Origin of the sequence: Streptomyces sp. CB02400 (assembly GCF_001905725.1) — a bacterium.
GTDB lineage: Bacteria > Actinomycetota > Actinomycetes > Streptomycetales > Streptomycetaceae > Streptomyces > Streptomyces atrovirens.
This window is the reverse complement of record NZ_LIWB01000003.1, coordinates 220,339-240,159: the sequence shown is the minus strand read 5'-3', so window position 1 is coordinate 240,159 and position 19,821 is coordinate 220,339. Positions and strand designations below refer to the sequence as shown.

The window sequence follows — 19,821 nt, the reverse complement described above, 5'->3', positions numbered from 1 at the left end:
GAGCGTACGCGCCGCGCCGACGGGCCGTCAGAACAGGCTCAGCAGCGCCTCCGCCGGGTCGGTGAGGGTGGTGTCGGTGCCGGGGAGGGGGAGTTCGAACCAGACCGTCTTGCCTCGGGGGGTGCGGCGGGAGCCCCAGGCCGCGCTGAGCAGGCCGACGAGCTGGAGGCCCCGGCCGCCCTCGTCGGTGTCGCGGGCGCGGCGGCGGCGGGGCTGGACCAGGCCCGCGTCCCAGACCTCGCAGACCAGGGTGCGGTCGAGGAGGAGACGGAGTCTGATCTCCCCCTCGCCGTACCGCAGGGCGTTGGTGACCAGCTCGCTGACCAGGAGTTCCGTGGTGTCGACCAGGGGCTCCATGTCCCAGCCGAGCAGCTGCGCGCGGGCGTACTCGCGGGCGCGGCCCACGCTGCGGGGCTCGCGGGGCAGGGTCCAGTCGCCGACGGACTCGGCGGGCAGTCCCTGGACGCGGGCCATCAGCAGGGCGATGTCGTCCTCGCCGTGGTGGGTGTCGAGGGTGTTGAGGACGTGGTCGCAGACGTCCTCCAGGGGTGCGGAGGGGTCCCTCAGGGCGTGCACGAAGGCCTGGAGGCCCTCGTCGAGGGGGTGGTCGCGGCTTTCGACCAGTCCATCCGTGTAGAGCGCGAGAAGGGCGCCTTCGGGCAGTTCGACCTCCACCTCCTCGAAGGGTTCGCCGCCGACGCCGAGCGGCATCCCGGGCGGCACGTCCAGCATCAGCGCGGGCTCGCCGGGTTCGACCAGGACGGGCGGCAGATGGCCCGCGTTGGCGAAGGTGCAGCGCCTGGTCACCGAGTCGTAGACGGCGTAGACGCAGGTCGCCAGGTAGACCTCGGAGAGGTCGGCCTCGCGGGGGCGGCGGGCGGCCCGGGTGGCCTGCTGGACGCCTCCGGGGGCACCGAGGCCCCGGGCGATCTCGTCCAACTGGGAGAGCACCTCGGCGGGTTCCAGGTCGAGCTGGGCCAGGGTCCGTACGGCGGTGCGCAGTTCGCCCATCGCGACGGCCGCGCGCAGACCGCGCCCCATGACGTCGCCGACGACCAGCGCGGTGCGGTGGCCGGGCAGTTCGATGACGTCGAACCAGTCGCCGCCGACCTCGCTGGGCCGGCCGGTGGCCACGCTGCCGGGCAGGTAGCGGCAGGCGATGTCGAGGCCGGACGCCTCCGGGTCGCCGGGCGGGAGCAGCGAGCGTTGCAGTATCAACGCGCGTTCGTGCTCACGCCGGTAGAGGCGGGCGTTGTCGATGCAGACGGCGGCACGGGCGGCCAGCTCCACCGCGAGTTCGCGGTCGCGGTCGCCGAACGGCTCGCTGCCCTTGGTGCGGGCGAACTGCGCGAGTCCCACGACCGTGTCGTGGGCGACCATCGGCACGGCGAGCGTGGACTGCACCAGGCCGCCGTCCCCGCCGGGGACGCTCTGCGGTCGGGCGGTGCGCAGGGCGTCCGCGCAGGGCGAGTTGAACGGGTAGTGGTGGACGGCGCCCAGCTTCACCGGCTCCCCGGTGACGCTGAACGGCGCGTCGGACACGGCGCTGGCGAAGGCGACGCGACGCACCTCCGCGCTGCCGTCGGCGAGCCCCGGCGGGGTCTCGTCACCGGCCAGCAGGCCCTGGTACAGGTCGACGGTGGCCAGGTCGCAGAAGCCGGGGACGACGACGTCGAGGAGTTCGCGGGCGGTCGTCTCCAGGTCCAGGGAGTTGCCGATCCGGGCGCCCGCCTCGTTGAGGAGGGCGAGATTGCGCCGTGCGGCGGCGGCCTCCCGGGCGGCCGCGCGACGGGCGGTGATGTCGGTTCCGAGCCAGGCGACGCCGATGGGCCGGCCGCTGCCGCTGTGCACGCGGTAGAGGTTGACGGACCAGTGGCGGCGCTCGTCGGAGCCCGGCACGAAGCCCGTGACGTGCATGTCCGTGATGGAGTCGCCGGACTCCAGGACCCGGCGCAGGGTCGCGGCGACCCGCTCGGCCTCCCCGCGCGGCAGGTAGTCGTGCACGCCCTTGCCGCGGTGGTCGGCGGGGGTGCCGCCGAAGATGGACGCGAACCGCTGGTTGGCGCGGCGTACCCGCAGGTCGGGGTCGATCAGCAGGAAGCCGAACGGAGATTGGCCGAATATGGCCTGCGAGGCGGCGAGGTCGGTCTCGATACGGCGCAGGGTGCGGACGTCGACGACGATGCAGACGGCGGCCTTCTCCCCCTCCTCGGTCCGCGTCGGCATGACGTAGACCTCGGCGAGGCCCTCCCGGTCGCGCTCGTCCGCCACCATGGTGGCCGGCAGCCGGAAGGGCACCACTCCGGTCCACTCCCGGCCGTCGAGGATCTCGGCCATCTTGCGCTGGCCGCGCTCCCGCCGGACGGGCTCGATGAACGCCTCGATGGGGTCCGTGCCGACGGCACGCTCGGCGGGGATGCCGAAGATCTGCTCGGCGCGCAGGCTCCACTGGTCGACCAGCCCGTCCGGGCCGATGGAGAACGAGGCGACCTTGATGTAGTCGTAGATGGAGCCGGGCGGACTGCTCTGCCACATCGCGTCGGCGGACGGAGCATCGCCGAAGACGGGGCCGTCCGCGGCCCCGCTCCTCGCGCCGCCCGACGAGTCCTCGGACTCCGTGGCCTTCGCTGGTATCTCGCTCACGCGAACCGTCCCCTCCAGCTCACCGCGTCCGGCACCGGTCACCGGGGGCGGCTGCCCGCAGTATCCAGCACTACGGCGCCGCACAACACGGTGTTCACGATCACAGCACGGTCCCGATGCTTTTCGGTCCGCGCCGTGAGAACACTTCCAGTCTTCTAACCAGCGGACACGTCGTCGAACCCCCCTCTTCGACAACCTCCACAGCCCCGAACCGGTCACTCGACGGAAGTGGCGGGCGCGTACACCGTGAACGGGCGTGCGATCCCTCATCTCGGCACCGCGAGTTCGAACCACACGGTCTTGCCGGCGGCACCCGGCCGGGTGCCCCAGCGGTGGGAGGCGGAGGCCAGCAGTTGCAGCCCGCGTCCGCCCTCGTCCTCGGGTCGGGCGGCGCGTTCGTGCGGGGGCTCGGGGAGGGGGTCGGAGACCTCCACCAGGAGGACACCGGCGCGGTCCGTGGGGCGTGTCAGGCGTACGCCGACGGGGGCGGTGGCGTGCCGCAGGGCGTTGGTGACCAGTTCGCTGACCAGCAGGGCCGCGAGGTCGCCGACGCTGTCGAGGTCCCAGAGGCGCAGTTGGTCACGGACGGCGCGGCGGGCGGCGCGTACGGTTCCCAGGTCCGCGGAGAAGGTCCACGCGGCGTGGTCGCCGTCGGTGTCGCTCACGCGGATCACTTCCCCGCCGAGGGAGTCCACCCATGTCCGGTTTCATGGGGTTAATGGGCACATACCCGATATCCCGGACGGAGTACCGCGCCCGACGGCGCATCGTGGCACGAGCGGCGCGGAAAGGCGCCCACGCACCGTCACCCCTGCCTCCGCACGCCGGACTCACGCTTCACACGCCCTCCCGGAGGCCGAGGTGCGTGAGGGTGTCGCCGACGGCGGGCACGTCGTGGTCGAGCCAGTCGACGTCCCAGATCCGGTCGGGGGTGAGCCAGCGCAGCTCGTCGTGGTCCTCCAGGGGCCGGGGCGCGGCGGAGCCGGGGCGCAGGCGCGCGGTCCACACCCGCATCACGTACGGCGTCCGCAGCGGCCACTCCCCCGGGACGCGCTCCACGGCCTCGGCGTCGATCCCGAGTTCCTCGCGCAGCTCCCGTACGACGGCCGCCTCGGGGGTCTCGCCCGGTTCGACCTTGCCGCCGGGCAGCTCCCAGCGCCCGGCCAGTTCGGCGGGTGCGCTCCGGCGGGCGGCGAGCAGCCGCCCCTCGTGCCACAGGGCCGCACCGACCACCACGATCCGCTCGCTCATGCGCCGGAGCCTACGGGAGGTGCGGGCAGGGGCCCGCCGGCGGTCCGGGTCAGTCGGCGGACGTTCCGTTCTGACTGATCCGCTCGACCCAGTAGAGCTGCTTGTGTCCGCGCCCGTCGAGGCTGTCCGCGATCCTCTCGGCCTCGGCGCGGGTCGCGTACCTGCCCACTCGGTAGCGATTGCCGTTGTCGTCCTGACGTACGACGAGCCAGGGAAGAGTCACCGTGCCGTCGTTCATCGCTCCCCTCCACTTCCCGTCCGCGGCCGGTGCCGCGCCCCGCCCGATAAGGAAACCCCAGTCCGCATATGCCCGAGCCTACGCCTTACCTTCACTGAGCGAATACGCCTTTTCACAAAGAGGCACGCAACCAGCCAGAACGCAGGGGGCGCACGGCGGCGGACGCGCCGTGCGGGAAGGCCGACACGTCCGGTCAGCGGCACGACACCCGGCACGCCGCGCTCCGGGGCGACCTGGGAGAACGGCCAGATTGCTACGGCACGGGGGCGACGACGCCACGGGCGGCACGCCGGAGCGGAGACGAACCGGGGGCGCGGAAGGGCGCGCGAAGGCGCGCGAGGATCACCCGGAGAGGGCCTCGACAGGAGCACGGAGGGCCGAGGACCAGGTCCCCGAGGGCGTAAGGGGCTTCACCGGAAGCACGGAGAACCGACGGCCGAGGATCACCCCTCGGAAAGCCCGCCGGGAGCGCAGAGGGCCGAGGGGCGGGGTGGTGGTAGGCCGCCTCCCTCGGGGTACGGGGAGTCTCCGCGGGGGCGCCGAGGGCCAGGGGCACGGCGGATCGCCCCCAGAGAAGGAAAAGCGGCGGGGGCGGGCGAGCCCGTCCCCGTCCCCGTCGGGTTCGCTACTTCACCGGGAGGTGGTAGGCGGCCCGGTAGCGGTCGGCCGGGATGATCACATCGGCGGTCTCGACCGGCCGGCCCGAGGCGAAGTAGGTGCGCTCGATGACCAGGACGACATGCCCGGGGACGCCGCCCAGCAGCACCAGTTCCTCGGCGAGGCCGGGACGCGCGCCGACCTCCTCGGTGACGTTGTCCACGATCACGTCGATGGCGCGCATGCGCTCGACGACGCCCATGCCGCCGAGCGGCCCCTCCTCGGGCAGCATCACGGGGGTCCGGCCGGTGAGGGCGAGCGGCTCCCAGGAGGTGGAGAGCATCATCGGCTCACCGGCCTCCCGGAAGAGGTACTTGGTGCGCATCACGCGGTCGCCGGGCTCGATGCCGAGCCGCTCGGCGACGGCGCCGGGGGCCTCGGCCTGCTCGCTGCTGGACTCCCAGGTGCCCCGGACGCCCGCGTCGGCCTGCTCCTGACGGAACGGCGTGGCCCCCCGCTCCGGACGGAACCCGGAGCGGGCCACCCGCCGGGGCACCGGACGCTCGCGCACGTACGTCCCCGAGCCGGAGCGGCCCTCGACGAGCCCCTCCGCCATGAGGACCTTGCGCGCCTCCAGCGCGACCGTGTCCGAGACGCCGTACTCCTCGCGGATCCTCGCCTGGGAGGGGAGCCGCGTGTGCGGCGGCAGCCGGCCGTCGACGATCTTCTTGCGGAGATCACCCGCGACACGCAGGTACGCCGGCTGCTCACCGAATGTCACGGGCCGCTCCCATCAGCTTGTACAGACAGCAACAGCGTGGCAACCGTAGGTTGTCCCAGGCAAGCAAAGGCCAGAGAATCACTCGATGTGATGACATCTGCCGGGTGAGGGCTTTACGCAGGCACTTTCTCCCCGCTATGGCGGCTCTCACACCTTCATTCCGCCGTCGCCGGTGTCGCGCTCGACCTCCTCGTCGTACTCGGGCGGCGTGGAGGTCAGCCCCAGGGCATGGCGCGCGGTGACCGAGACGTAAGGGTCGGTCACCTCCCAGCCCGCGTCGGCGTGCTCGACGTACGTGTCCGCGTCGTCGGCCTCGGCGGCCTTCGCCCACGCCCCTTCCGCCTCCTCCAGGTCGGCGGCGAGGTCCCCCACCGCCTGTTCGGCGGCGGCGGGCCACTCGTGCGCACGCAGCATCCGGGCCTCCTCGGCGAGCGCGTCCGCGACCTTCGCCGCCCACTTCGTGTGTTCCGGCAGGTCGTCCTCGGGGTACTCCGACTCGGGGGTCTCGTCCAGCGCCGCGTCGAGGACCGCCTCGGCCTCCAGATAGGCCAGTTGGTGCGCGTCGAGGGTGGTCCCGTCCCGGCGCAGCGACCCTGTGAGGGTCTTCTGCGGGTCCTGATTGCCGAAGACGCAGGTGATCTCGCGGTCGCCGTAGCGCCAGCTCTCCCGGGACGGGACGAGGTAGTACACGCTCACGGTGGCGGGCAGCGCCCAGCCGTCCATGACGTAGGCGTCCCGGAGGTCGTAGCACCGCTCGTCGGCGGTGTCGGTGAGACCGCCGTCGCCCGGATAGCGGTCGCCGGGGAGGCGGACGACGGCGAAGACCTCACCGTCGTGCTCCCGCGCGCAGGACACCCGGTCGGCGTCGGCGGCCCAGCCCTCCAGCCCACCGGGCGAGTCGAAGCACTCGCCCTTGGCCAGGGCGAGGACGCTGTTGTCGCGCGCCCCGTCCTTGATGCCCTCCCAGACGTCGGTCAGGACACCGGAGGCGAGGGCCGCCACCCACAGCGCGAGCCCGAGCGACGACAGCGCGGTTCCGGCGATCGCCATCCCCCGCCCCCGCTCCCCCCGCCGCTTGATCTGCCGCAGCGCGACCAGCCCCAGCACCAGCCCGACGGCCGGCACCAGGCACAGCACGCCGAACACCAGGGCGGCGACGGCGACACCGTTGACGACGGCCGGCGGCCGGGGACCGTACGGCCCGTAGAGCCCGTACGGCGCGAGACCGGGCCCGCCGCCGTAGGTGAACTGCGGCGGCGGATACGGGACCTGGCCCTGGGGAGCGGGGTGCTGACCCTGGGGGCCCTGAGGTTCCTGCGGGGGCCCGTAGGGCGGAGGTATGGACACGAGCCGCATCGTAGGCGCGGGACGGCAGGCCTCGTCCCCGGGGAGCCCCTTCCCCGGGGACGAGGGTCATGCGCGGTGAGCGGTGTCGCCCGGTGCTAGAACTGCAGCGCCCAGCCGTTCAGCCGCCCGCTGTCCCACCACGCGTTGTCGCTGACGCGCAGCTTCCAGGTGCCGTTGGCCGGCTCCGCGGAGGCGTCGACGGTGTAGGTGGTGTCGATGTCGTTCGCGCTGCCGCCGGTGCCGTACGACTTCAGCGTGTACGCCGTGCCGTCGGGGGCGATCAGCTGGACCTGGAGGTCGCCGATGTAGGTGTGGGTGATGTCGACGTCGACGGCCAGGTTCGAGGGCGCGTTGCCCGAGACGCCGGAGACGGTCACCGGGGACTCGACGGTGGAGTTGTCGGAGATGGTGACGTCATCGGTGTTCTCGAAACGGTCACCGGTCGGGGGCGGGGTGGTGTCCCCCTCGCCGACGTACAGCAGGCGGTTGGGTGATCCGCTGCCCGGGCTGCCGACGACGCCGGTGGTGGCGGCGGAGGTCAGGGCGGAGGAGACCTGGGCGGGGGTGGCCGAGGGGTTGTCGGCCAGGTGGAGGGCGGCGGCCCCGGCGACGTGCGGGCTCGCCATGGACGTGCCGGAGATGGTGTTGGTGGCCGTGTCGCTGGTGCGCCAGGCGGAGGTGATGGAGGAGCCCGGCGCGAAGATGTCCAGGACGGAGCCGTAGTTGGAGTAGCTGGCGCGCGAGTCGCCGGACGTGGTGGCGCCGACGGTGATCGCCTCGGTCACCCGGGCCGGGGACTTGGTGGAGGCGTTGGTGGACTCGTTGCCGGCCGCGACGACGAAGGTGATGCCGGAGGCGACGGCATTGCGCACGGCCGCGTCGAGGGCGCTGTCGGCGCCGCCGCCGAGGGACATGTTGGCGACGGCCGGCTTGACCGCGTTCTGCGTCACCCAGTCGATGCCGGCGACGACCTGGGCGGTGGTGCCCGAGCCGGAGTTGTTCAGCACCCGGACGGCGACGATCTCCGCCTGCTTGGCCACGCCGTAGGAGCCGCCCGCGACCGTGCCGGCGACGTGGGTGCCGTGGCCGTGGCCGTCCTGGGCGGTGTTGTCGTCGTCGATGGCGTCGTAGCCGTAGGAGGCGCGGCCGCCGAAGTCGTCGTGGGTGATGCGGACGCCGGTGTCGATGACGTACGCGGTCACGCCCTCCCCGGCGGAGTCGGGGTAGGTGTACGAGCCGTTCAGCGGGAGGTTCCGCTGGTCGATCCGGTCCAGGCCCCAGGACGGCGGGTTCGGCTGGGTGCCGGTGATGTGGAAGGTGCGGTTCTGGACCACGGAGGCGACGGCCGGGTCGGCGGCGAGACGTTTCGCCTCGGTCTCGGACGCCTCGACCTCGTAGCCGTTCAGGGCCTTGGTGTACGTGCGCTCGATGTCGGCGCCGTACTTCTTCGCCAGGGCGCGGCCCTCGGCGGAGCCGGAGCGGGCCTCGTCCGCCTTCAGGGTCACGATGTAGCTGCCGGCGACGGCGTTCGCGGCGCCCGCGTACTGGATGCGGCCTTCGGGGGCGGCCGGGGCCGCGCCCGCGGGGAGGGCGGAGACGAGACTCGTGACGAGGGCCGCGGTGGTCGCGGCGCCGAGGGCGGCCAGTCTTCGCCGGGGGTGACGCATCACTGCCATGTGAGGGTTCCTCCTCAGTCGGTGGTGCGTGTGCTGTGGGGGTGTCGTGCGGTCGACGCACTGCCGCGCGGGTGGCGAAGCAAACCAGCCACTGACAGGATCATGTCAAACGTGGTGGCCAAGTCCGTGCGTCAGCCGAAAGATTGAGGGTTCCACAGGAATAACACAAGGGCCCTGCACCGACGTCATGGCCGCGCCCCCGACGGCACGGCGACGGGCGGCCCGCCTCCCGCGGGCGGGCCGCCCGGTTCCGCGCGGGCTTCCGTCAGCCGTCGAAGGCCGTGGCGCGGGCGAGCTTCTCCCAGGCCAGGACCTCCGCGCGGACCTGGTCGAGGTGCGCGAGGACCCCGTCGACGCCGTCGGCGCCGAGCGGCAGCCGCAGGGGGGTGTCCGGCGCCTCCAGGGCGGCCAGGATCACGTCCGCCGCCCTCGCGGGATCGCCGGGCTGGGTGCCGTCACCGCCGGCGACGGCGGAACGGGTCTCGCCGACCTTGGCGTAAAGGCCACTGTCCGGGCTGACCCCGGCCCGGCTCGTCTCGAACAGACCGGTCCGGAACGACCCCGGCTCGACGATCAGCACCTTGATGCCGAACTCCCGCACCTCGTCCGCGAGCGCCTCCGACATGCCCTCCAGCGCGAACTTGGTCCCGCTGTACGCCGCGAAACCGGCGAAGGACAACTGCCCGCCCATGCTGCTCATCTGCACGATCACCCCCGAGCGCCGCTCCCGCATGCTCGGCAGCACGGCCCGCACCAGCGCGGCGGGGCCGAGGACGTGCACGTCGAACAGCTCGCGCAGCTCGTCGTCGGCGGTCTCCTCGAACGCCCCGACATGGGTCCGGCCCGCGTTGTTGACCAGGACGTCGATCCGGCCGTGCCGCGCCACCACGTCCCGCACCGCGGCCTCGGCGTCCTCGACGTCGGCGACGTCCAGGCGCAGCGACTCCACCTGGTCGGGGTGGGCGGCGACGAGGTCGTCCAGCAGCTCGGGCCGGCGGACCGCGCCGATCACCACATCGCCGTCGGCGAGGGCCGCCTCGGCGATCGCCCGCCCGAACCCGCTGCTGGCCCCCGTGATCAGCCACACCTTGTTCATCCCGGCTCCTCGTGCCTCGACTGCCCTTCGGTTTGTGTGAACCACCCTGCCGCCGGGGCGGGTTGCCCGTCCAAGACCTACGCTGACAACCGATGGTTATGAGGACGGACGTTCACCTGCGGGATCTGCGCTACTTCCTGGCCGTGGCGGAGGAGCTGCACTTCACCCGTGCGGCCGAGCGCATGTACGTGTCACAGCCCGCGCTGAGCAAGCAGATACGCGCGCTGGAGCGGCAACTGGGCGTCGAGCTGTTCCGGCGCGACCGGCGGGGCGTGGCGCTCACCACCGCCGGTACGGCACTGCTGCCGCACGCCCGGCGCGTACTGGAGGGCTGGGAGGAGGCGGCCACGGCGGTGGAGCGGGCGCGGGCGGCCCAGCGCAGCACGCTGGTCGTGGGCATGAGCACCAGCCCCGGCCGCGGTGGCCTGCTCCCGGCGATCCGCTCCCGCTTCACCGCCGCGCACCCGGACGCCGCGGTCCGGCTGCGGCAGGTCGGCTGGGAGGACCCGACGGCGGGGCTCGCGGGCGGCGAGGCGGACGTGGCGTTCGTCTGGCTGCCGCTGCCCGACGCCGGCCGCTACGGCTGGACGGTGGTCGCCGAGGAGCCGCGCCTGGTCGCCCTCCCCGAGACGCACCCCCTGGCCGCCCGTACGGACCTCACGCTCGCGGACCTCGCCGGCGAACCGTTCCTGGCGTTGCCCCCGAGCGCGGGCGTCCTGCGCGACCACTGGCTCGCCCTCGACGAACGCCCCGGCGGCCCGCCCCGCGTCGGCGCGGAGATCGCCGGCACGGAGGAGACCTACGAGGCCCTGGTGGCCGGCCTCGGCATCTGCCTGGTGGCCGCGGGCAACGCCCCCCTGATCTCCCTCGGCGGCGTCACGACCCGCCCGGTCCACGGCCTCTCCCCGAGCCGGTACGTCCTGGCCTGGCGGGTGGAGGACGGCTCCCGTCCCCTGGTCCGGGGGTACGCGGAGGCGTGCCGCCGGGCGACGGGGCAGCCGCGGTCCGGGCGAGGACGGCCCTGACCCACATCGAGCCCACAGGGTGCCGTTAGCATGTGCGGACTCAGGACGATCACACGATCACCCGATCTTCACCCATAGACCAGGCAGTGAAAACGGAACCAAGCCGAATACCGGCGCACATACGTCAGCCGCGGGCGATGCTGTGGGCGGCCGCGGGTGTCGCGACCCTCGGATTCCTCATAGCGCTGGAATTCACCGCGCGCCGCTACGGCCTGCCGGGGCCGATCACCCACCACGCACGCGAGGTGATCTTCGCCCCCGATTCGGGACCGCTGCTGTACGCCGGTCTCGCGCTGGCGATGGTGGTGCTCACCTGGCGGCAGCGGCTCGTCGCGGCGGCAGCGGCGATCGGCATCGACGTCGTCTTCTTCCTGGTGCGGTGGGCGGCCGACGCCGAGATGAACTTCGGCAACGGCGCGCTGTGGGTGGTCCTGGGCATCGCGGTCGTCGCCGTCACCCGCCGTACCGGGCCGGAACGCCTGCTGCTGCTGAAGGGCACCGGTCTCGGCCTGCTCCTGGTGGCCGGCCACAAGACGGGCGACACCTGGCTGCTCATCACCTCGAAGACCCGCCCGACGGTGCTCGACCCGTACGTCGCGCTCGCCGACCGCGCGCTGGGCGACCCGTCGTGGCTGGCCGGCCGGATCGTCGAGGCGACGGAACCGATCGGCCCCTTCCTTCTCCACGTGGTCTACGGCCAGCTCCCGCTGGCGGCGGCGCTCGTCGGGCTGTACCAGCTGCGCCACGTGGCGGTGGAGCGCCGCTTCCCGGCCCACCACCTGGTGCGCACCTTCCTGGTCATCGGCCTGCTCGGACCGGCCATCTACATGATCTTCCCGGTCGTCGGGCCGGTCTACGCCTACGGCGCCGACGGCGGCCAGTGGGCGGTGGGGCACCTGTGGCCGGACACCCTGCCGTCCATCGGCACCCCGCACCCGATCCCGTTCGACGAGATCACCCCGCGCAACTGCATGCCCAGCCTGCACACCGCGTGGGCCGTCACCCTCTTCGTCCATACCCGCAAGGGCTCGCGGGCGATGCGGTACGCGGGCACGTTCTGGCTGGTCGCCACCCTCTCGGCGACGCTGGGCTTCGGCTACCACTACGGCGTGGACCTCGTCGCCGGTGTGGTGTTCGCCCTCACGATCGAGGCGGCGATGCGCTCGCTCGCACGCGGCTGGGACCGGTCGGCCACCTGGCTGGTCGCCTACGGCACGACGGTCTTCACCGTGCTCCTGGTGTCGTACCGCTGGCTGCCGCAGCGGATGGCCGAGTACCCGTGGGCGTTCGGCCCCCTTCTCGTCCTGGCGATGACCTCGGTGGTCTACGGCTATGCGCGCACCACCGCGCTGTGGGAGGCGACGACCGCACCGGAGCGGCAACGGAAACCACAACCGGAACTCGCCTGAGCGGCGTGACGTGACGTCGGACACCGGTCGGCGTCGACAGCACTGGCCCGGTGAGCGAACGCCGACGCGCATGACGGACCGCTGCCTCACGGTCCCGGAGGTCACCGGGTCGGCGCGACGGCTGACTGCCCGGTTCCCAAAGACCTGCCGCCTGCGCCGGATCGGACGTCCCGCGCGGGCCGCCCGATCCGGACGCCGTCCGTGGGACACGGGCCGCGCCACGTCCTGGTGGTCGCCCGCCCGCACCCCGACGAACCGGTCGGCGCCGTGACCGCGCCGGCGCCGGCGGAGCAGGTGGCACGCGGCGACCGGCCGTCCCCGGCGACCGACCCCGCCCTCGTCATCCGGGACTTCATCCTGTGCCTGGACCCGGACGGCACCGCGCCGAGCGAGGGCGTCGAACCGACGAAGTACGGCCGTTCCTCCAGTGCTCCCCGCACGACGTCGAAGCGGGCGGCAGCCGGGGCCGGTTGACCCACGGCCTCCCCGAACTCGCCGTACCTCTCGCGACGTCCGCCGACGAACTCCGCGTCCCGGTCCAGTACGGCACGTTCGACGCCCTGTACGGGGAGGACCCCGGCCCCGGAATCCACGTCCTGGCTTCTCTGTTTCCGACCGGGCCGCTCGGCCCTCGTGGAGCGGGCCGTCCGTCAGGTGGCCGACCGGACGGAGAGCGCCTGCGGCTCGGTGGAACCGAGGACGACTCGACACATTCGTAAGGACCAACAAAACTTTCGATTGAAACGGCGCGCGAGTTCCCGCTCCACCCGGGCGCACGTCCGGGGAGATGGCCATCCCTCACCCTCCGGCGCGGCACCCGCATCGACATCTCCACCAGGTTGACCTGGGCTCAACTCCGGTACAAGCCAAATCATATGACTTTTATTGACCGGTACCGGGGGGACTGGCATGATGCTGAATGCCAGGCGAACAGTCGAATGTCATCCGCATCGACCTCGAATGTTTCGCCTACCGGGTCCCGCAGGACCCGTCTGCTCGTTGTTTCCGCGCGCCTCGCCGGAGATCGCCCAATGGCGGGAATCCCCGGCGCGCGCCGCGAAGGGCATCCGCACATCGTCGTGCACGGCCCAACTGAGCCCATCGCCCACCACGGCGCCGCCGTCCCGCGTGACGGATCGAACCCGCCGGAGTACGGCACTCCTCGCTCCGGCATCCGCGGCGAAGGCGTCGCCGAACGGAGGTTTACGCTGTTGTCCGTCGACCAGATGATCGAGTTACCGGGCCTGGACCGGATCCGCACCCGGGACCCCAACAACCACCTGCACTGCCGCAAGACCCAGCTCCTCGCGTATGTCGGCGGCCGCACCCCCTGGTCCGACCTTCTGATGTACCGGGCCCTGGGCTCCACTTCGGCCGTCCACCGCCACTGCCACCTGCGCGGCGGGGACCGCTGGGCGTTCGACACTCCGTACGTGAACGACGACGACCTGCGCCTGCTCGGGTTCGAGGTGCTCTCGGCCGGGACCGTGGACCTGGCCCGCTTCGAGTCCGGCCTGACCGACCTCCTCGCCGCGGGACAGCCGGTGTTCTTCTACGCGCCCCGGCACCACTTCCCCCACTGGGTGGAGTTCATGCGCCGGGCCGGCACGCTCCCCGAGGAGTACCGGCTCCTGCACTCGTTCCTCGTCTGCGGGGCGAGCGGCACCGACGTCCTGCTGGTCGACAACACCGCCGACGACCACGAGTACTTCCCGCTGACCGTGGGATGGGACGTGCTGCGCGACGGCTACGCCCGGGAACCCGAACGCTGGTTCACCGGCTGCGCCACCGTCCGGCAGGTGGCCGAGCCCGACCGGGACGGGTTCGAGGACGCCTACCGCGCGTTCCTGGCCGGCTTCCGCGACGGCTTCGAGCTCTACGACGTCATCGGTGACAACCTCGTCGTGGAACGCACGTCGGTCGCCGCCACCTATCGCGCGCCCGGCGTCAACAGCATGGCGCTGCTGGCCGGTTCGCGGACCCTGTTCTGCCGGTTCCTGGCGCTCACCGAGCACAGCGAGCGGGTCCGCGCCGCCTACGCCCGCGTCGCGCAACTGGCCACCGTGCTGTCGGACCGGGTCACCGCCTTCCAGGCCGGGCTGCCCGCCCTGCCGGCGGACCGGATCCGCCGCGGCCTCACGCAGCTGCGACTGCACGAACAGCGGGCGGCGCGGCTCCTCGTCGACGAGGCGGCCGCCCTCCCGCAGATCCTGCCGGTCCCGGCCAGTGGCCGGTAATCGCCTCACACGGGGAAGAGAAGTGCGACGGTTATACCTGTTCAGCGGCATGGCGGGCGTGCAGGGCCCGCCGCTCGCCGCACTGCGGGCGCTGTACGCGCGGCCGGAGAACGCGCGATACTTCACCGCCGCGGCCGAGGCGGTGGCGCGCGTGCTCGACCACGTCGGCCCGGACACCTGCCGCCGGGAGCTGCCCGGCGGCATCCCGCTGACCGCCTGGCTGCGCGGCGACCCACCGGACGCGGGCGCCCTGGAACACTCCATCGTGGACGGTCTGTGCGCCCACATCTACCAACTGTGCCTGCTGCAACCCGCCGTCGGCCGCGCGGACGGCGACCGGTCCGCGCCGGTGGCCGCCATCGGCCACAGCCTGGGCCTGATCGGCGCGATGGTCGCGGGACTGAGGGTGACCGACCGCCGGCAGTACACGGCGCTCTGCCACGACGTGATCGCGATGACCGCGCTGACGCTGATCCGCTGCCATCAGCTGACACCGCCGCGGAAGGGTGCGGCCACACCGATGGCGGCCGTGACGGGCGTGCCGGCCGAGGAGCTGCGCGCGCTGGTGACGGACTCCCCGGTGCACCTGGCCCTCGCGAACTCCGGCCGCTCGCACGTGCTGGCCGGGGACCCGGCCGACCTCGCCGGCTTCCGGGCGAGGCACGCGCGGCGACTGGCCGAGCCGGGGGTGCGGTGGACCCACCTGCGCAGCACCGCGCCGTTCCACACTCCGCTCCTGGAGCCGGCGGTGCGCGCGACGCTGGAGGAGCGGCACTTCATGACGTTCCCGCTCACCGGCGACCGGCTGGCCGTACCGGTGTACGTCGCCGACGCGCCGGTCAACCTCCAGCACCGCGGTGACCTGTTGCCGGACGTCCTCGCCCACGCGGTGTGCCGCCCGCTGGACTGGCCCGGCACGGTCCGCGCCGCGATCGAGGACTGCCGGCCCGACCAGATCGTCGACTTCGGACCGGGCCCGTCGGCCCGGGTGTTCACCCGGGAGACCCTGCGCGGCGGCCACCACGGCCTGCGCTACCGCAGCGTCCCCGCACCGACCGCTTGAGTGAAGGAGCGTCCACGCATGCACTGTCTGGTCTTCCCCGGCCAAGGCGTACAGCGCAGAGGGATGGGAGGGGAACTGTTCGAGCGATATCCGCGGGAGACCGCGGCCGCGACCGAGTTACTCGGCTACTCCGTGGCGGACCTGTGCCGCGACGACCCCGACGACCGGCTCGCCGACACCCGCTACGCGCAGCCGGCCGTCTTCCTCGTCAACGCGCTGTCCTGGATGGACCTCGAACGCGCCGGCCGGCGGTACGGCTACTTCGCCGGGCACAGCCTGGGCGAGCTCAACGCGCTGGTGGCCGCCGGCGTCATCGACCTGATGGACGGCCTGGCGCTGGTCCGGCGCCGCGCCGAGCTGATGGCCGGCGTCACCCGCGGCGCGATGGTCGCGGTGGTCGGGCCGAGCCCGGCGCGGGTCGAGGCGACCCTGCACGGCGCCGGGCTCAACCTGGTGCACGTCGCCAACCGCAACAGCGACCGGCAGGTGACGGTGGCCGGGGACCGGCCGCAGCTGGCGCTCGCGGTCAAGGCACTGCGCGGCCAGGGCGCCCGGGTCCTGCCGGTGTCCGTCAGCGGCCCGTTCCACACGCCCCTCATGGCCTCGGCCGGCCGGGCGTTCGCGACGGTCCTGCGCGAGTACGAATTCCGCGCCGGGCACACGCCGGTGATGTCCAGCGTCACCGGCACGGAGTTCGCCCCGGACCAGGCGGTCCGGCTGCTCAGCGGGCAGATCCACCGCCCGGTGGAGTGGGTGCGCACGGTCCGGGCCCTGCGCGCGGCCGGCGTCGACCACTTCGACGAGGTCAACGGCACCACCCTCACCGCCTTCATCGCACGGATCGCCGCACAGCCGACGGAGGAACTCGTATGACCACGGACATCGCTGTCGTCGGACTGTCCGTCGAAGTGCCGGACGCACCGGACCAGCACGCGTTCTGGGACATCGTCCGCACCGGCCGCAGCCTCACCCGGCCGTTCCCGGCGCACCGGCGCCGGGAGATCGAGGAGTACCTGCGCTACCACTGGGAGTCGGCGCTGGTGCCGGACGCCGAGGAGCGGGTCGAGTTCCACGACGGCAGCTTCCTGGACCGGGTGGACCTGTTCGACCACGCCTTCTTCGGCATGACCCCGAAGCAGGCCGCGGTCACCGACCCGCACCAGCGGCTGGTCCTGCGCACGATGTACCGCGCGCTGGAGGACGCCGGCTACACCGGCGAGCGGCTGGCCGGCAGCCGCACCGGCGTGTACGTCGGCTACGCCGGCAACCCCGGCGGGTCGTACCTGGACTACTTCTGCCGCATCGACCCCGCGCTGGGACAGCTCGGCATCACCGGCAACATCGTCACGATGCTGGCCAACCGGCTCTCGTACCTGCTCGACCTGCGCGGCCCCAGCATGGTGATCGACAGTGCCTGCTCGGCGTCGCTGCTGGCGCTGCACCAGGCCAGGTCCGCGCTGCTGCTGGGCGACTGCGAGATGGCCGTGGTCGCCGGCACCCGGATCGTGATGGCGCCGGTGCGGCACCCGCACACCCGGATCGGCATCGAGTCGTCCGACGGCGTGACCCGTACGTTCGACGAGGGCGCGGACGGCACCGGCTTCGGCGAGGGGTCCGGGGCGGTCGTGCTCAAGCGGCTGGACCGGGCGCTGGCCGACGGCGACCAGGTGTACGCGGTCGTCAAGGGCAGCGCGGTCAACCACGACGGCAGGTCCGAGATGATGACCGCGCCGGACTCCCGCGCCCAGGCCGACCTGCTGGAGGCCGCGTGGCGGGACGCGGGCGTGGATCCCCGCACGATCGGCTACCTGGAGGTGCACGGCACCGCCACCAAGGTCGGCGACCCGATCGAGTTCGAGGGGCTGCGGCGGGCGTTCGCCGCCCGGACCGACGACCGGCGCTTCTGCGCTGTGGGCACGGTGAAGGCGAACATCGGCCACCTCTTCGAGGGCTCGGGCGTGATGGGCGTGATCAAGGCCGCGCTCGCGCTGCGGCACCGCGTGATCCCGCCCCTGGCCAACTACGAACGGCCGAACACCGCGATCGACCTCGACGACGGCCCGGTGTACGTACCGCGGGAAGCACACGCGTGGCCGGAAGGGGACGGGCCCCGCCGCGCCGGGGTCAGCGCCTTCGGCCTCGGCGGGACCAACGCGCACGTCGTGCTGGAGGAGTTCACCGCGGCGCCGGCCCAGTCCGGCGAGGGCCGGCCGCCCTACCTGTTCACGCTCAGCGCGCAGAGCCCGGCGTCGCTCGGCCGGCTGGTCACCCGCTACCGCGAGGCGATCGACGACGGCCGGATCGACGGGAGCGTCCGGGACGTGTGCTGGACGTCGAACGTCTCCCGCGCCGGACACCGGCACCGGCTCGCCTACACGGTCGCCGACCTGGCCGCGCTGCGGGCGGCGCTGGCGGCCACCGAGGCCGGCGAGGTGCCGGACGCCGCCGGCACCGACGCCGCCCGCGCCTGGACCGCCGGCGCCGACCTCGACCTGCGGGCGCAGTACCACGGGCCGGGTCCGCGGACCGTGCACCTGCCGCCGTACGAGTTCGACGAGACCCGCGCCTGGGTCGACTTCCCCGACACCTGGCGCGACCGGTTCGCGCTGGCCGCGCCGCGGACCGAGCACCCGCTGACGCACGAGGTGGGATTCGCGCCGGCGCCGCTCGCCGGGTCCGGCGACCCGTCGGCCCGCGTGATGGCGCTGGTGGGTCCGGACGCGGCCGGCACCGTGGCCGCCGCCCTGCCGCCGGACGCGGTGCTGCGCACGCCGGGCGCCGCGGACGCCGACCCGGACCGGCTCGCCGAGGAGCTCGTCGACGAGGGCTACACCCACCTGGTGTACGCGCTCGCCTTCGACGCCGAACCGGCGGACGGTCCCGCGGAACTGGACCGCCGCGTCGACGAGCACCTGACCGGCCTCTTCCGGCTGGCGAAGGCGCTGATGCACGCGAGCGCGGCGGTCGACCTCGTGGTGCTGACCCGGCGGGCGCTGGCGGTCGTGCCCGGCGAGACGGGTGCGGTCGCGGAACACGCGGCGCTCGCCGGACTGGCCAAGGCGATCGGCCGGGAGTACCCGTACGTGACCGTCCGGCTGCTCGACGTCGACGACGCGGTGCCGGCCGCGCTGCTGCGCACGGAGATCCTCGCCGCGCAGGCCGGCGTGTACGCGCTGCGCGGCACGGACAAGTACCGCGAGTCCTTCGCCGAGCTGCCGGAGATCCCGGCGGTCCGCGACGCGTACCTGCGGCCCGGCGGCGCGTACCTGATCACCGGCGGTCTCGGCGGCATCGGCCTGGAGACGGCCCGGCACTTCGCGGCCGGCGCCCCCGGCGTCCACCTGTACCTCCTCGGCCGCACCGCCCTGCCGCCCGAGGCCGAGTGGGACGCGGTCGCCGCCGACCCGCAGCACCCCGCCGCGGCGCGCGTCACGGCGGTCCGCGAGATCGCCGCGCTCGGCGCCGGCGTGCACCCGGTGGCCGCCGACGTCGCCGACGAGGCCGCGCTGGCGGACGTGCTGGCCACGATCCGCGCCGCGCACGGCCGGGTGGACGGCATCGTGCACGCCGCCGGCGTGCCCGGCGACAACCTCATCGCGTACCGGGACGCCGACGGGTTCGCGTCCGTCCTGCGGCCGAAGCTGCGCGGCGCGTTCCTGCTGCACCACCTGACCCGGGACGACCGGCCCGACTTCGTGCTGCACATGTCCTCGGTGGCCGCGGTGTTCCCGGCCCTCGGGCAGGCCGACTACGCGGCCGCCAACTTCTACCTGGACCACCTGGCCCGCACGCTGAACACACCGGAGCACCGCGTGGTCAGCGTCGACTGGGTGGCCTGGCGGGAGGTCGGCATGGCGGTCGCCACCGGCGTCAGCGAGGACCTGGTGTTCCGGTCGCTGCGCACCCGTACCGGCCTCGGCCTGATCGACGCGGCGCTGCGCGGGGACCGGACGGGGTTCTTCGCCGGTGAGATCAACTACGGCAGCGACCTGATGAGCGTACTGCCGACGTACCACGTCGCCCTGTCCGCGGACATCGAGGGCAAGATCGAGACGGGGCTGGCGGCGCTCGAGGAGCGGTCCAGGCAGAGCCTCGCCCGCGTACGCGAGGCCGTGGAGTCCACCGAGGTGCGGCTCACCGGGCGTCCGGACGACGGGTACACCGACCGGGAACGGATGGTGGGCCGCTGCCTGGCGCACACCCTCGGTCACCCGGTGATCGACGTCCACGCCGACTTCCGGGACCTGGGCGCCGACTCGATCATGGCGCTGACCGTCGGCAACAGCATCTCCGCCTGCCTGGGCCGTCAGTTCGACGCCGTCGACCTGATGAGCGAGCGCACCGTGGCCGCCGTCGCCCGGCTCATCGAGAACAAGTACGACACGGGCACGCCGGACGACGACGACGGCGACGACGACGCGTGGCTCGACGAGCTGCTGACCGCGCCCGGAGACTGAC

The 19,821-nt window shown here is 73.1% G+C and carries 15 protein-coding genes; 7 read left to right on the top strand and 8 right to left on the bottom strand.

Translation table 11 applies throughout. The features are described 5' to 3' along the window. Nucleotides 1–27 precede the first annotated feature (27 nt). The 8 genes from AMK33_RS09180 to AMK33_RS09145 all read right to left on the bottom strand — a co-directional run bounded on the left by AMK33_RS09180 (nucleotide 28) and on the right by AMK33_RS09145 (nucleotide 9,629). Nucleotides 28–2,643, bottom strand: coding sequence for a SpoIIE family protein phosphatase (locus AMK33_RS09180; RefSeq protein WP_073932284.1), 2,616 nt, complete (start codon nucleotides 2,641–2,643; stop codon nucleotides 28–30). Between the two features lie 266 nt (nucleotides 2,644–2,909). Next, nucleotides 2,910–3,338, bottom strand: a complete 429-nt coding sequence (locus AMK33_RS09175) for an ATP-binding protein (protein WP_073932283.1) — start codon at nucleotides 3,336–3,338, stop codon at nucleotides 2,910–2,912. Nucleotides 3,339–3,480: 142 nt separating this feature from the next. Continuing rightward, the gene (locus tag AMK33_RS09170) at nucleotides 3,481–3,894 is read right to left on the bottom strand and encodes a (deoxy)nucleoside triphosphate pyrophosphohydrolase (protein ID WP_073932282.1); all 414 of its coding nucleotides are present in this window, start codon (nucleotides 3,892–3,894) and stop codon (nucleotides 3,481–3,483) included. 49 nt (nucleotides 3,895–3,943) lie between these two features. Next, nucleotides 3,944–4,132, bottom strand: coding sequence for an SPOR domain-containing protein (locus AMK33_RS09165; RefSeq protein ID WP_073932281.1), 189 nt, complete (start codon nucleotides 4,130–4,132; stop codon nucleotides 3,944–3,946). A 625-nt stretch (nucleotides 4,133–4,757) separates the two neighbouring features. Then, the gene (locus tag AMK33_RS09160; protein WP_073932280.1) at nucleotides 4,758–5,510 is read right to left on the bottom strand and encodes a GntR family transcriptional regulator; all 753 of its coding nucleotides are present in this window, start codon (nucleotides 5,508–5,510) and stop codon (nucleotides 4,758–4,760) included. Nucleotides 5,511–5,657: 147 nt separating this feature from the next. Then, a complete protein-coding gene (locus AMK33_RS09155; protein WP_073932589.1) occupies nucleotides 5,658–6,857 on the bottom strand; it encodes a DUF4190 domain-containing protein in 1,200 nt (399 codons plus the stop codon). A 95-nt stretch (nucleotides 6,858–6,952) separates the two neighbouring features. Next, the gene (locus AMK33_RS09150) at nucleotides 6,953–8,533 is read right to left on the bottom strand and encodes a S8 family peptidase (RefSeq protein ID WP_073932279.1); all 1,581 of its coding nucleotides are present in this window, start codon (nucleotides 8,531–8,533) and stop codon (nucleotides 6,953–6,955) included. A gap of 265 nt (nucleotides 8,534–8,798) precedes the next feature. Further along, a complete protein-coding gene (locus AMK33_RS09145) occupies nucleotides 8,799–9,629 on the bottom strand; it encodes an oxidoreductase (protein WP_073932278.1) in 831 nt (276 codons plus the stop codon). Between the two features lie 92 nt (nucleotides 9,630–9,721). On the opposite strand from AMK33_RS09145, the gene AMK33_RS09140 reads away from it, so the two are divergent. The 7 genes from AMK33_RS09140 (at nucleotide 9,722) to AMK33_RS09110 (ending at nucleotide 19,820) form a co-directional block, all read left to right on the top strand. Then, nucleotides 9,722–10,654, top strand: coding sequence for a LysR family transcriptional regulator (locus AMK33_RS09140; protein ID WP_073932277.1), 933 nt, complete (start codon nucleotides 9,722–9,724; stop codon nucleotides 10,652–10,654). A 137-nt stretch (nucleotides 10,655–10,791) separates the two neighbouring features. After that, nucleotides 10,792–12,063: a phosphatase PAP2 family protein gene (locus AMK33_RS09135; protein ID WP_073932276.1), complete on the top strand. Its 1,272-nt coding sequence runs from the start codon at nucleotides 10,792–10,794 to the stop codon at nucleotides 12,061–12,063. A gap of 201 nt (nucleotides 12,064–12,264) precedes the next feature. Next, on the top strand, nucleotides 12,265–12,537 hold the full coding sequence (locus AMK33_RS44885; protein ID WP_073932275.1) for a hypothetical protein: 273 nt from the start codon (nucleotides 12,265–12,267) through the stop codon (nucleotides 12,535–12,537). A gap of 557 nt (nucleotides 12,538–13,094) precedes the next feature. Further along, the gene (locus AMK33_RS09125; protein WP_143203814.1) at nucleotides 13,095–14,300 is read left to right on the top strand and encodes a hypothetical protein; all 1,206 of its coding nucleotides are present in this window, start codon (nucleotides 13,095–13,097) and stop codon (nucleotides 14,298–14,300) included. A 22-nt stretch (nucleotides 14,301–14,322) separates the two neighbouring features. Further along, the gene (locus AMK33_RS09120) at nucleotides 14,323–15,363 is read left to right on the top strand and encodes an ACP S-malonyltransferase (protein ID WP_143203813.1); all 1,041 of its coding nucleotides are present in this window, start codon (nucleotides 14,323–14,325) and stop codon (nucleotides 15,361–15,363) included. A gap of 18 nt (nucleotides 15,364–15,381) precedes the next feature. Next, entirely contained in the window at nucleotides 15,382–16,236 is an 855-nt protein-coding gene (locus AMK33_RS09115; RefSeq protein WP_073932272.1) for an ACP S-malonyltransferase, read from the top strand. Further along, nucleotides 16,233–19,820: an SDR family NAD(P)-dependent oxidoreductase gene (locus AMK33_RS09110; protein ID WP_073932271.1), complete on the top strand. Its 3,588-nt coding sequence runs from the start codon at nucleotides 16,233–16,235 to the stop codon at nucleotides 19,818–19,820. Before AMK33_RS09115 ends, AMK33_RS09110 begins: the two co-directional genes overlap by 4 nt. Nucleotide 19,821 lies beyond the last annotated feature (1 nt).